This is a genomic window from Methylobacterium fujisawaense (assembly GCF_014138435.1).
GTDB classification, from domain to species: domain Bacteria; phylum Pseudomonadota; class Alphaproteobacteria; order Rhizobiales; family Beijerinckiaceae; genus Methylobacterium; species Methylobacterium fujisawaense.
Genome location: NZ_JACJIM010000010.1, coordinates 69,448 through 81,900, shown reverse-complemented (window position 1 = coordinate 81,900; position 12,453 = coordinate 69,448). Strand labels below are relative to the sequence as shown.

The 12,453-nt window shown below is 70.5% G+C and carries 10 protein-coding genes; all 10 read right to left on the bottom strand.

Going from position 1 to position 12,453, the window contains the following annotated elements; translation table 11 throughout:
* Positions 1-52 precede the first annotated feature (52 nt).
* The gene (gene recN, locus GGQ91_RS25420) at positions 53-1,726 is read right to left on the bottom strand and encodes a DNA repair protein RecN (protein ID WP_182593129.1); all 1,674 of its coding nucleotides are present in this window, start codon (positions 1,724-1,726) and stop codon (positions 53-55) included.
* 172 nt (positions 1,727-1,898) lie between these two features.
* Positions 1,899-2,780, bottom strand: coding sequence for an outer membrane protein assembly factor BamD (locus GGQ91_RS25415; protein WP_043345570.1), 882 nt, complete (start codon positions 2,778-2,780; stop codon positions 1,899-1,901).
* A gap of 191 nt (positions 2,781-2,971) precedes the next feature.
* Positions 2,972-3,919, bottom strand: a complete 948-nt coding sequence (gene lpxC, locus GGQ91_RS25410; protein ID WP_043345543.1) for a UDP-3-O-acyl-N-acetylglucosamine deacetylase — start codon at positions 3,917-3,919, stop codon at positions 2,972-2,974.
* 438 nt (positions 3,920-4,357) lie between these two features.
* Positions 4,358-6,130, bottom strand: a complete 1,773-nt coding sequence (gene ftsZ / locus GGQ91_RS25405) for a cell division protein FtsZ (RefSeq protein ID WP_182593128.1) — start codon at positions 6,128-6,130, stop codon at positions 4,358-4,360.
* Between the two features lie 93 nt (positions 6,131-6,223).
* The gene (ftsA, locus tag GGQ91_RS25400) at positions 6,224-7,546 is read right to left on the bottom strand and encodes a cell division protein FtsA (RefSeq protein ID WP_043384227.1); all 1,323 of its coding nucleotides are present in this window, start codon (positions 7,544-7,546) and stop codon (positions 6,224-6,226) included.
* A 52-nt stretch (positions 7,547-7,598) separates the two neighbouring features.
* Positions 7,599-8,552 (bottom strand): cell division protein FtsQ/DivIB, encoded by a 954-nt coding sequence (locus GGQ91_RS25395; protein ID WP_182593127.1) that lies wholly within the window; start codon positions 8,550-8,552, stop codon positions 7,599-7,601.
* Positions 8,519-9,442: a D-alanine--D-alanine ligase gene (locus GGQ91_RS25390; protein ID WP_043356331.1), complete on the bottom strand. Its 924-nt coding sequence runs from the start codon at positions 9,440-9,442 to the stop codon at positions 8,519-8,521. Before GGQ91_RS25390 ends, GGQ91_RS25395 begins: the two co-directional genes overlap by 34 nt.
* A gap of 120 nt (positions 9,443-9,562) precedes the next feature.
* Positions 9,563-10,489, bottom strand: a complete 927-nt coding sequence (murB, locus tag GGQ91_RS25385) for a UDP-N-acetylmuramate dehydrogenase (RefSeq protein WP_053608386.1) — start codon at positions 10,487-10,489, stop codon at positions 9,563-9,565.
* Positions 10,486-11,019, bottom strand: coding sequence for a DUF559 domain-containing protein (locus GGQ91_RS25380; protein ID WP_182593126.1), 534 nt, complete (start codon positions 11,017-11,019; stop codon positions 10,486-10,488). Before GGQ91_RS25380 ends, murB begins: the two co-directional genes overlap by 4 nt.
* 4 nt (positions 11,020-11,023) lie before the next feature.
* Positions 11,024-12,430, bottom strand: a complete 1,407-nt coding sequence (murC, locus tag GGQ91_RS25375) for a UDP-N-acetylmuramate--L-alanine ligase (RefSeq protein WP_043356325.1) — start codon at positions 12,428-12,430, stop codon at positions 11,024-11,026.
* Positions 12,431-12,453: the final 23 nt, after the last annotated feature.

Genomic DNA, 12,453 nt, shown 5'->3' with positions numbered 1-12,453 from the left:
CGAATAGTTAACGCATCGTTAAGCTCAACCAACGGTTAAGGCTGTCGCCGGGCTATGCCTCGGCGCCCTGAAGCAGGCGCGCGGCTGCCGCCCGGGCTTCGTCGGTGACGATGGCACCCGCCAGCATCCGGGCGATCTCCTCCCGGCGCTCGGCGACCGGCAGGCTCGACACGCGGGTGGCGACGCGGCCGGCCCCCTTCACGGGCGCCTTGGCGATCAGGAAATGCGTCTCGGCGCGCGCGGCAACCTGGGGGGCATGGGTCACCGCGACCACCTGCACGGTGGCCGCCAGCCGGGCGAGGCGCAGCCCGATGGCGTCCGCCACCGCGCCGCCGACCCCGGTATCGATCTCGTCGAAGATGAGGGTCGGAGCGGAGCCCTTGTCGGCCAGCACCACCTTGAGCGCCAGCATGAAGCGCGACAGCTCGCCACCCGAGGCGACCTTCATCATCGGACCGGGCTTGGTCCCCGGGTTTGTCTGGGCCCAGAACTCGACGCGGTCGGTGCCGGCGGCATCGCGGGAATCCGGATCCGTGACGATCTCGGTGATGAACCGGGCCCGCTCCAGCTTGAGGGGCGGCAGCTCGGCCTTCACGGCGGCGTCGAGCTGCTTGGCCGCCCGGCGGCGCCCGGCGCTGAGCTTCTCGGCAGCCTCGGCGTAGGCGGCCTCCGCCGTCGCGAGCCCCTCCTCGAGGCCGGACAGCGCCGCCTCGCCGGCATCGATGGCCGCGACGTCGTTGGCGTAGCGCTCCGCCAGGGCGGCGAGGTCGTCGGCGGGCACGTCGTACTTGCGCGACGCGGCGCGCAGGGCGAAGAGCCGCTCCTCCACGCGCTCCAGGTCGCGGGGATCGAACTCCGTCTCGGCCACCGCCGCATCGAGGACCGCCCGGGCTTCGTCGAGGGCGACCATCGCGGCGTCGAGGGCGTTCACGCACGGGTCGACGAGGGCCGGCAGCTGCGCGGCGCGGCGCTCCAGCTTGCGCAGGGCGGCCGAGAGATGCGGCACGCCGGAATGGGGTCCGCCGACCGCCTCCAGCGCCTCGTTGAGTTCGCGCGCCACCTTCTCGGATTGCTGCATGATGGTGCGGCGCTCGGCGAGCTGCGCCTCCTCCCCCGGAAGCGGCGCGAGTTCGGCGAGTTCCTCCACGGAATGGCGCAGGAAGTCGGCCTCCTTGCGGGCCGTCTCGACCCGGGCGCGGTGCTCGGCGAGTTCGGTCCGAGCCGTCCGGACGGCCCGAGCGGCGGTGCCGACCTTGGCGAGCTGGGGCTGAAGCCCGCCGAAGGCGTCCAGGATCGCGCGGTGCGAGGCGGGGTCGGCGAGCGCCCGGTCGTCGTGCTGCCCGTGGATCTCCACAAGGGCCGCGCCGATCGCCCGCAGGACCTGCACGCCCACCGGCTGGTCGTTGACGAAGGCGCGGGTCCGGCCGTCCGCCATCTGGGTCCGGCGCAGGATCAGGTCGCCCTCGGTGTCGATCTCGGCCTCCTCCGCGATCCGGCGCGCGGGATGGTCGACGGGCAGGTCGAAGACCGCCGTGACCACGCCCTGCGCCTCGCCGTGACGCACCAGGCGGCCGTCGCCACGACCGCCGAGGGCCAGGGCGAAGGCGTCGAGCAGGATCGATTTGCCCGCGCCCGTCTCTCCGGTCAGGACGCTGAGTCCCGATCGAAAATTCAGTTCGAGCCTGTCGATCAGGACGATGTCGCGAATCGCGAGCTGCGCCAGCATGCGGCGACGGGGATTCCTCAGGACGGGACCGCACACATAAGGCCGCTGCGGCGCGGATTCACCCCAAAAATGCGTCGCACCACGCAAGGGGGCGCCGCAACGGGAAAGGCCCGGAGCGGCGGCTCCGGGCCTCGATCTGTGCGCGGGACGGCCCGGTCGCGGGCTCCGATGCCTACTCGGCCGAGGCGGTCTTGCCGGTGACCGTGCGGTAGATCTTCGAGAGGAACGAGGACTTCTCCTCGCGGGGCTCGAGGCCGCCCTGAGCCAGGAGCGCGTGGGCGTCCTTGTACCAGGGGCTTTCCGGGAAGTTGTGTCCGAGCACCGCGGCGGCATTCTGCGCCTCCTGGGTGATGCCCAGCGCCCAGTAGGCCTCGGTCAGGCGCTCGAGCGCCTCCTCGGCGTGGCGGGTGGTCTGGTACTTGGCGACCACGTCGCGGAAGCGGTTGATCGCCGCCGGGAAATTCCGCTTCTCGAGGTAGAAGCGGCCGATCTCCATCTCCTTGCCGGCGAGCTGATCGCGGGTGATCTGGATCTTCGCCTTCGCGTCGGCAGCGTATTCCGATGTCGGATACTTCTGTACCAGTTCCTGGAGGGCGACGAGCGCCTTCTCGGACCGGTCCTGATCGCGGGTGACGTCCGGGATCTGCTTATAGTTCGACATCGCCATCAGGTACTGCGCGTAGGCGGCGTCCTTGCTGGCCGGATGCCGCTGCAGGTAACGCTTCGAGGCGCTGATGGCGTCGTCGTATTTCTGGCCTTCGTAGTTGGCGTAGGCCGTCATCAGCAGTGCCTTCCGAGACCACTCGGAATACTGATACTGCTTGTCCAGATTGTCGAATTTCTTGACTGCGCCCTCGTAGTCGCTGTCCTCGAGCTTGGCCAAGCCATCGCTGTACAGCTTGTCGGCCGGGACGTCCGGGACGACTTCGGGTTTGTACTTCTCAGCGAAGATGCTGGTCGGGTCGAAGTCGCAGCCGCCGAGGCCCAGGCCGAGGATGGCCACGAGGGGCGCCGCGAAGGCCGCTCCCCGGCGATGACGAATGGTGACAGGCATCTGGCGCTCTTTCCCGGAACCGGCGCCGTCTCGCGCCGTCATGCCATCGCGTGGGTGGATCCGGCCCGCCCCGGGCCGTGCCCGCCGTTCACGGACCGTTAAACCGTGCCGTTCGATTCGGGCACGAAAGCGGCAAGGCTGCGGCAGCCAGGATCGGTTGCCGGCTGTGTCCCACCGGCCACAGGCGCTTTCTAGAGGTCGCCCGCGAAGGCGGCGATGCCGAGGCCGACGCCGAGTTCGGACAAAACGGTCTCGCGGCGCGAGCCCTGCGCCTCGACGATGGCGTAGTTCGCCCGGTCGGCGAAGAGGGCCGAGAGCACGCCGACATTCATCCGGTGGCCGCCGCAATAGGAGCGGTACGCGCCCTGGATCGGCAGCCCGGCCAGCGCCAGGTCGCCGATCGCGTCGAGGATCTTGTGGCGGACGAATTCGTCCTGGAAGCGCAGCCCCTCGGGGTTGACTACCGCGGTCTCGCCGACCGCCACGGTGTTCTCCAGCGAGGCGCCGAGGGCGAAGCCCGCCTTCCAGTAGCGCTCCACGTCCCGCATCATCCCGAAGGTGCGGGCGCCGGCGATCTCGCGGCGATAGGTGGCGGGCGAGAGGTCCATCGCCTTGCGGGAGCGGCCGATCACCGGGCTCTCGAAATCGATCTCGACATCGAGGCGGAAGCCGCGATCGATCGGACGCAGCTCCGCGAAGGACGTGCCGGTCTCGATGCGGACGTGGCGGAGGATCTTGAGCCAGCGCCGGGGGGTGTCGCAGGTGGCGATCCCCACTTGGTCGATCGCCTGGACGAAGGGGAGCGCGGATCCGTCGAGGATCGGCATCTCCGGGCCGTCGATCTCGATCAGGGCGTTGTCGACGCCCAGGCCGAACAGGGCGGACATCAGGTGCTCGACGGTGGCGACTGCGCCCGTCTCGACGTCACCCAGAACGGTGCAGAGTTCCGTGGCGGAGACGAGGGCGTGGTGTGCCTTGATCAGGCGGTCGTTGCCGTGAGTGGTGCCGGTGCGGAGGAAGGCGATGCCATGATTGGCCGGAGCGGGCCGGATCGTGATCTCGGCGGGATTGCCGGAGTGAACTCCGATGCCCGAGAGAGTCGCCGGCCCTTTGAGGGTCGTCTGTTTGTGCGTTCGCATTCCTTAGCCCCCGGGCGCGACCAGATCCCGACACCCCGACCGGGGGTGAAGAGAAAACCGACTGATCCGTCCGCTGCTTGATGCCCTAGCCCACGCGATCAGGTTGTGTCCCGATGCGTGTCGTCTCGATCACATGGTTTCTATAGCTGCACCGCACAGGGCAGCCAAATCACGGATTCTTACGGTCTGTTACAGACACGCTTACCGGCTCGTTGCCGCAAAACGCTGGTCCACCAAAGGCTTAAAGCTTGGTTAACGCATGGCTAACCGGCGGCCGTTCTGTGGCGCGGATGCACCACGGTCCCGGCCTCGCGAGACGCCGCATGCCCACGCGATGGGGCCTGTTTCAGGTCGTAACAACCACGAGTTGCTTTGTTGCAGCGCGAAGGGGCCGGCGGTTTCCCGCCGGCCCCCTGCCGTGTCCGAGATCTGGGCCTGTCAGTTCGCCTGACGACGCAGGAAGGCGGGGATCTCGAGCTGATCGTCGTCCATCATCCGGGGCTGCGCGGAGACCCGGCCCTGCGCGTCGAGGTTGCCCTGGGCCGGGCGGTATTGCGGCACCGCGGGCGCGGCCGGGGCACGGGGGGCCGGCGGCACGTGGGACTGGGCCATGTGCGGCTGGGCCATGTGCGGCTGGGCCAAATGCGGCTGGGCCAAATGCGGCTGCGGGGCGGCGGGAGAGGCCGGCCGGGCTGCCGGGGCGCCCTCCATGTCCTCGCGGCGGCCGCCGAAGCCCACGGTGGCGAGCCGGCGCAGCAGCGAGGTCCGCTTGGATTCCGGAGCGGCCTCCTCGGCCGCGCGGTTCGCCATGATCTGGGTCTGGGCGATCGGGGGCAGCTCGTGGATCTGCGGCATGCGCGGAGCGCGGGCGAGCGGCGTGCCCGTCGGGGCGGCGGGACGCGGCGGCACGAACGGGCCAGCCTCGATGGCCGGTGCCGGCTCGGCCCGCTGCGGTGCGGGAGCCGGGACGAACGGTGCCGCGGCGCGCGCCTGGGCCGGGGCGAGCACGACGTCGTCGCGGGTCACCGGCGCGGCGCTCTCCATGCGGTTCTCGATCCGCGGCTCGGCCCGCATCTCCGTGCTGGGCTGCGGCGCGGGGGCCGGCGCGGCCGACTCGGTGCGGATGCTCGGCACCGGCGAGGCGGCGCGAGAGCGGGCCTCGGCGCGCAGGCGCTCGGCAACCTCGGCGATGCGCTGCTCGGTCTCGGCGATGGCCGGGTTGTTGGGCGAGTTCGCCGAGATCAGCAGCGGCTCGATGCCGGTGGCGACCACCGACACGCGGATGATGCCGTCGAGGCTCTCGTCGAAGGTGGCGCCCAGGATGATGTTGGCGTCCTGGTCGACTTCCTCGCGGATGCGGGTCGCGGCCTCGTCGAGCTCGTACAGGGTCAGGTCCGAGCCGCCCGTGATCGAGATCAGCAGGCCGCGGGCCCCCTTCATGGAGACGTCGTCGAGGAGCGGATTGGCGATGGCCGCCTCGGCGGCGCGGTTGGCGCGCTTCTCGCCGGACGCCTCGCCGGTGCCCATCATGGCCTTGCCCATGCCGCGCATGATCGCGCGGACGTCGGCGAAGTCGAGGTTGATGAGGCCTTCCTTCACCATCAGGTCGGTGATGCAGGCGACGCCGGAGTAGAGCACCTGGTCGGCCATCGCGAAGGCGTCCGCGAAGGTGGTCTTCTCGTTGGCGACCCGGAACAGGTTCTGGTTCGGGATCACGATCAGGGTGTCGACCGCGGCCTGCAGCTCCTGGATGCCGGATTCGGCGGTGCGCATGCGGCGCATGCCCTCGAACTGGAACGGCTTGGTCACGACGCCGACCGTCAGGATGCCCATGTCGCGGGCCGCACGGGCGATGACCGGAGCGGCGCCGGTGCCGGTGCCGCCGCCCATGCCGGCGGTGATGAAGCACATGTGGGCGCCCGAGAGCTGGTCACGGATCTCGTCGATCACCTCGTCGGCGGCGGCCGAGCCGACCTCCGGGTGCGAGCCGGCGCCGAGGCCCTGCGTCACGCCCAGGCCCATCTGGATCACCCGCTCGGCCTTCGAGGAGGTGAGCGCCTGGGCGTCCGTGTTGGCCACGACGAATTCGCAGCCGAGCAGGCCCGACTCGATCATGTTGTTGACGGCGTTGCCGCCGGCGCCGCCGACGCCGAAGACGGTGATGCGGGGCTTGAGTTCCCGGATGTCCGGCGCCTGGAGGGTGATGGCCATGGTGTCGAGCCTCTCGCTAACTGTGCTTTCCGTGCGACGCCTGGGCGCCGGATACTCTTCGATCCGCCCGTCCGCGGGGGCGGATGCGAAACCCTAGAAGCTGTCCCGGAGCCAGCGGCCGACCCGGTTCAGGTAGTTGTCGGTTCCGGTCGCCGCGAAGGCGCCGTGCCCGCGCGGCTCGAAATGCTCGGCATGCGCCACCTGCGGGTAGACCAGCAGGCCGACCGCCGCCGAGAAGGCCGGGCCCTTTGCGGCTTCCGGCAGACCCCGGATCCCGAGGGGCCGTCCGATTCGCACCTGACCCTGGAGGACGCGGCGGGCGACCTCCGGCAGGCCGACGAGCTGGCTGGCGCCGCCGGTGAGGACCACACGCCGTCCGGCCTGGGCCGCGAAGCCCGCGTCCCGCAGGCGGTCGCGGACCAGCTCGACCACCTCCTCGACCCGCGGCTTGATGATCCGCACGAGCTGCGAGCGCGGGATGTGGGCCGGGGCCTCGCCCTCGTCCTCGCCGACCCCGTGCACCGCGATCATGTCGCGGTCGTCGGAAGGCGTGGACAGGGCCGAGCCGTAGAGGGTCTTCAGCCGCTCGGCCGCCGCCATCCGGGTGGAGAGACCGCGGGCGATGTCCATGGTGACGTGGTGGCCGCCGACCGCCAGGGCGTCCACGTGGACGAGGTGCCCGCCGGAGAACACGCCGACGCTGGTGGTGCCGCCGCCCATGTCGACGACGCAGACGCCCATCTCGGCCTCGTCGTCCACGAGCGCGGAGAGTCCGGCCGCGTAGGGCGTGGCGATCACCGCCTCGACGCCGAGGTGGCAATGCTCAACCGCCAGCATGACGTTGCGGGCGGCGGCCAGCTCGCTGGTGACCACGTGCAGGTCGACGCTGAGCGCCTCGCCGATCATGCCCGACGGGTCGATGACGGCGCCCTGCCCGTCCAGGGCGTAGCCGGTCGGGAGGGCGTGCAGCACGGCCCGGCCGGGGCTGACGCCGTGGGCGCTCGCGGTCTCGAGCACCCGCTCGACGTCGCTGCCCGTGACGGTGCCGGAGCGGACGTTCACCCGCGCCTGGAAATGCTGCGAGGCGAGCCGGCCGCCCGACATGTTGACGATGACCGACTGGACCTCGACCTTGGCCATCCGCTCGGCGGCGTGGACCGCCTGACGGATCGCGCCCTCGGCGGCGGCGAGGTCGACGATGGCGCCGCCCTTCAGGCCGAGCGAGCGCTGGTGGCCGATGCCGATGATGCGCGCGAGGTGGGTGCGCCCGCGCAGCGTGGTGAGCGCCTCGGCGGGCTGCAGCTCGGCGATGAGGCAGACCACCTTGCTCGTGCCGATATCGAGCACCGAGAGGGTGGTCGAGCGCCGGGCGGAGAGCGGCTTCAAGCGCGGCGTGAGGCCGTGTTGGCTGTGCATTGACGCTACCGGACGCGGGAGGCGGGACGGGCGGAGATCGACAGGAAGGGCATCAGCTGGCCGCGCCCTTCTTCTTCGCCTTCTGGGCTTCCGCACGGGCGGCGGCGGCCTCCTCGGTCAGGCGCACCACGAGGCGGTCCGGCATGCGCAGGTCCACCGCGATGATGTCCTTCTCAAGCAGGCCGGCCTCGCGCTCGAACCGGACGAGGCGGGCGAGCGCCGCGGCCGGGTCGGCCTCGGGCAGGCGCACGTCGATGCCGTCGAACTTGAGGGTCCAGCGCCGACCGGACACGTAGGTGCCGGCCTTGATCCGCTCGGCGAGCGGACCGGCGGCGGCGATGAGGGCGAGATATTCCGGAAGCTTGGTGTTGGCGTCGTCGCCGACCACCAGGGGGAGGCTGGCATAGCGGTCGTCCCGCATGGCGTCGATGACGGTGCCGTCGGCGGCGATCACGCTGATCTCGCCGTTCTTCTGCCAGAGGGCCGCGGGCTCGCGCTCCACCTGGGTGATGGCGATCTCGTTGGGATAGATCTTCCGGACGGAGGCCTGGGCGATCAGCGGCACGCGCAGCAGCCGCTCGCGGACCTCGTTGACGTCGAGGAAGGGAACCGAGGAGCGCCAGTCGATGCCGGCGGCGGCCAGCACCTCGCGCTCGTACATCCGGGAGATGCCCGAGATGGTGACGCGCTCGACGCCGAAGCCCGCGACGCGCGCCGCGATGTCGAGGGGACGGCCCTGCTCCGCCACGAAGGCGTCGTAGCGGCCGCTCGCCACGAAACCGGCGAGCGCCATGGCGGCGGCGGACACGGAGACCGCCACCACGCCGACGCCGCGCGGCAGGCGCTCGCTCAGGCGCTGACTCGAGCGGGCCCGGCGGACCGAGAGCGACCGAGGCGAGACGCGGCCGGCGAGCCGGCCCAGGATCGCGCCAGCGAGGCGCGCGGGACCGGTCCGGCCGGCGGCGTCGCCGCTCAGCGATTCAGGGAAGCGTCCTCCACCATCCATCGGACGAGCTCACCGAAACTCAGGCCCGCATGGGCCGCCATCTCCGGCACAAGGCTCGTCTGGGTCATGCCGGGTTGCGTGTTGACCTCCAGCACGACGAGCAGACCGGTTCCACCCGGTGTGTCGTCGTAGCGAAGGTCGGCACGGCTGACGCCCCGACAGCCCAGTGCTTGATGCGCCGTTAACGACAGTTCTTGGACACGCTGGTAAACATTTGGTTTAAGTTCGGCCGGGAGCACGTGCACCGACCCCCCCGGGGCGTATTTAGCGTCGTAGTCGTACCAATCCCCCGTCGCGGCCTTCACCTCGATCACGCCGAGGGCCCTGTCGCCCATCACCCCGCAGGTGAGCTCGCGGCCGGCTATGTAAGGTTCTACAAGGACTTGCTCGCCGAACGTCCACTCCTCGGAGGCGAGGATCTGGGGCGGGTGCGAGCGCCCGTCGCGCACGATGATCACACCCACCGAGGAGCCCTCGGCGATAGGTTTCACCACATAGGGTGGCGGCAGGGGGTGTGTCCTGGCGGCCTCACGACGGTTAACGATCCGGCCTTCCGGCACGTCGACGCCGGCCGCGCGCATGACGGTCTTGGCCTGCTCCTTGTTCATCGCGAGCGCCGAGGCGAGGACGCCGGAATGGGTGTAGGGGATCCTGAGGATCTCCAGGAGACCCTGGATCGTGCCGTCCTCCCCGTCCGGGCCGTGCAGCGCGTTGAAGGCCACGTCCGGCTTGAGCGCCGTCAGCACGGAGGCGATATCGGGACCGACATCGACCCGGGTGACCCGGTAGCCCTCGCCTTCGAGGGCGTCGGCGCAGGCCTTGCCGGAACTGAGCGAGACTTCGCGCTCGGCGGAGGTGCCGCCCAGCAGGACGGCGACGTGCTTGGACATCAGGGCACCTCGAATAGGTCGGCTTCAAACAGACTCTGCAGGGACCGGACGGTCACCGGTGGCAGACGAGCACCGTATCCCGGCCGCATCGGCGGGTCGGGAACGCCGCGCTCACCGCGCTCACCGGGGGGCGGCCGCCGCACCGATCCGCCGGATCTCCCAGCGCAGCTCGACGCCGCTTGTCTCGCGCACCCGGCGACGGACTTCCTCGCCGAGTCCCTCGATATCGGCGGCGGTCGCATGGCCGGTGTTGATCAGGAAATTGCAGTGCATCTCGCTGACCTGGGCGCCGCCCCGGGTCAGGCCCCGGCAACCGGCGGCGTCGATGAGCTGCCACGCCTTGCCGCCCTCGGGATTGGCGAAGGTCGAGCCGCCGGTGCGCTCGCGGATCGGCTGGGCGGCTTCGCGGGCGGCCGTGACCCGCTCCATCTCCGCCTCGATGGCGGCCCGGTCGCCGGGCTTGCCCCGGAACAGGGCGCTCGTGAAGATGACGTCCTCCGGGGCATCCGAATGCCGGTAGGAGAAGCCCATGTCGGCGTGGCTGAAGGTGCGCAATGCGCCCCGGCGGTCGATTCCGCGCGCCTCCACCAGCACGTCGGTGGTCTCGCCGCCATGCGCGCCGGCATTCATGCGCAGCGCGCCGCCGATCGAGCCCGGGATGCCGCGGTAGAAGGCGAGCCCGTCGAGACCGGCCTCGGCGGCCGCCTTGGCGAGGCGCATGTCGGGAACCGCGGTGCCCACAGCCAGCGTGTCGCCGTCGATCGCGACGCTGCCGAACGCCTTGCCGCCGAGCCGGACCACCACGCCCGGCACCCCGCCGTCGCGGACGATCAGGTTCGAGCCGAGACCGATGACCGTGACCGGCACGTCGGGGTCCAGGGTGGCGAGGAGGCGCGCCAGATCCTCCTCGTCGGCCGGGGTGAACAGGACCTCGGCGGGGCCGCCGACCCGGAACCAGGTGAGGTCGGCCAGCGGCTGGTCGGCGAGCAGACGCCCGCGAAGATCGGGCGCGGCGGCGCGGATTCGGTCGTGGAGGGATGCGGTCATCTTTGGATCTCCCCGCTCCCCGCCTGCGGGGAGAGGGATGCGACGACCGTGTCGTCGCATCGGGGCGGCAGCCGAGGGTGAGGGGGCGGCTCCAGCTGTGGCTTGACTGAAGCCGCCCCCTCACCTTCGCCCTTCGGGCGTTCCGTGCCGACGACGGGGTCGTCGCGACCCTCTCGCGGCAAGCGGTGAGAGGGGGGCGGCACGGACAAGATCGTGTCTCGGACGCGGGCGACGGTGTTCACGATCCCGGCATTCCAGAACCCCAGGACACGAGAGCCCTGTGCGGTCAGCCACGGGACCCGAACGCCATGGTCGCTGTCCGCGTGGTGGTCGCTAGTCCGCTCGCCAATCAGGCGTGACGTTCGGCAGTCGAACTCCGCGACAGAGCGCCTGATCGATTCCTGCCGGACGACCTCGGCCCCGCCGAGACGCCGGTCCCGCAAGCGACATCGGAGACAGCGCTCGGCCTCGGTCTGTGATCCGCGCAGGCATCGCCGGAAACGGGCCGGTTCCGGATCGGCCCCGCGCATCCCCTTACCGTCCCCGCGCGGCCAATTCGCCCGGCAGCGCGTAGGCCCATTGGGTGATCGTACCGGCCCCGAGGCACACCACGTAGTCGCCCGGCTTGGCGAGCTCCGCGATGATCCCCGAAAGTTCCTCAGGCCGCTCCAGCGCCCGGGCGTCGCGGTGGCCGCGGGAGCGCAGGCCCGCCACGAGGCTGTCGCGGTCGAAGCCCTCGATCGGCGTCTCGCCGGCCGCGTAGACCGGCGCCACGATCACCGTGTCGGCATCGTTGAAGCAGGTGCAGAAATCGTCGAAGAGCGATTGCAGCCGGGTATAGCGGTGTGGCTGCACCACGGCGATCACGCCGTGCTCGGTCGAGGCGCGCGCGGCCTTGAGCACCGCCTTGATCTCCACCGGATGGTGTCCGTAATCGTCGAAGATCGTCGCGCCGTTCCACTCGCCGGTGCGGGTGAAGCGCCGTTTGACGCCGCCGAAGCCGGCGAGCGCCTGGCGGATCGCGTCGGGCTTCACGCCGAGCTCGTGCGCCACCGCGAGCGCCGCCGTGGCGTTGAGCGCGTTGTGCTTGCCCGGCATCGGCAGGACCAGGTCCTCCATCTCCATCCGGTAGCCGGGGCGGCGGTCGCGGATCATCACCCGGAAGCGGCTCTGGCCGCCGCGCAGGTCCACGTCGATCAGGCGCACGTCCGCCTGCGGGTTCTCGCCGTAGGTGATGATCCGCCGGTCCTCGATATGGCCGACGAGATCCTGCACCACCGGATGGTCGATGCACATCACCGCGAAGCCGTAGAACGGGATGTTGTCGATGAAACGCCGGAACGCGTCCTTCACGGCATCGAACGAGCCGAAATGATCGAGATGCTCGGGGTCGATGTTGGTGACGATGGCGACGTCCGCCGGCAGCTTCAGGAAGGTGCCGTCGGACTCGTCGGCCTCCACCACCATCCAGTCGCCCTCGCCCATGCGGGCATTGGTGCCGAAGGCGTTGATGATGCCGCCGTTGATCACCGTCGGGTCGAGGTTGCCGGCCAGCAGCAGCGTCGCGACCAGCGACGTGGTCGTGGTCTTGCCGTGCGTGCCCGCGATGGCCACGCAGGACTTGAAGCGCATCAGCTCCGCCAGCATCTCGGCCCGGCGCACCACCGGCAGACGGCGCTCCCGGGCGGCTTGCAGCTCGGGATTGTCGCGCTGGATCGCCGTGGAGACGACGACCAGGGCCGCCTCCTCGACGTTCTGGGCGTCGTGGCCCACGAAGGTGCGCATGCCCTTCTCGGCGAGACGGCGGACATTGGTGTTGTCCGAGGCGTCCGACCCCTGCACCGTGTAGCCGAGGTTGTGCATCACCTCGGCGATGCCGGACATGCCGATACCGCCGATGCCGATGAAGTGGATGGGTCCGAGCTTGTCGGGCAGCTTCATGGGTCGAACCGTCTGGTGTCGGG

Excerpts from the sequence above, each read along its gene's own strand:
- recN (WP_182593129.1), bottom strand. The coding sequence starts at position 1,726 with ATGCTGGCGCAGCTCGCGATTCGCGACATCGTCCTGATCGACAGGCTC.
- lpxC (WP_043345543.1), bottom strand. The coding sequence starts at position 3,919 with ATGCGAACGCACAAACAGACGACCCTCAAAGGGCCGGCGACTCTCTCG.
- GGQ91_RS25390 (WP_043356331.1), bottom strand. The coding sequence starts at position 9,442 with ATGTCCAAGCACGTCGCCGTCCTGCTGGGCGGCACCTCCGCCGAGCGC.
- GGQ91_RS25380 (WP_182593126.1), bottom strand. The coding sequence starts at position 11,019 with ATGCGCGGGGCCGATCCGGAACCGGCCCGTTTCCGGCGATGCCTGCGC.
- GGQ91_RS25395 (WP_182593127.1), bottom strand. The coding sequence starts at position 8,552 with ATGGATGGTGGAGGACGCTTCCCTGAATCGCTGAGCGGCGACGCCGCC.
- ftsA (WP_043384227.1), bottom strand. The coding sequence starts at position 7,546 with ATGCACAGCCAACACGGCCTCACGCCGCGCTTGAAGCCGCTCTCCGCC.
- GGQ91_RS25415 (WP_043345570.1), bottom strand. The coding sequence starts at position 2,780 with ATGCCTGTCACCATTCGTCATCGCCGGGGAGCGGCCTTCGCGGCGCCC.
- ftsZ (WP_182593128.1), bottom strand. The coding sequence starts at position 6,130 with ATGGCCATCACCCTCCAGGCGCCGGACATCCGGGAACTCAAGCCCCGC.
- murB (WP_053608386.1), bottom strand. The coding sequence starts at position 10,489 with ATGACCGCATCCCTCCACGACCGAATCCGCGCCGCCGCGCCCGATCTT.
- murC (WP_043356325.1), bottom strand. The coding sequence starts at position 12,430 with ATGAAGCTGCCCGACAAGCTCGGACCCATCCACTTCATCGGCATCGGC.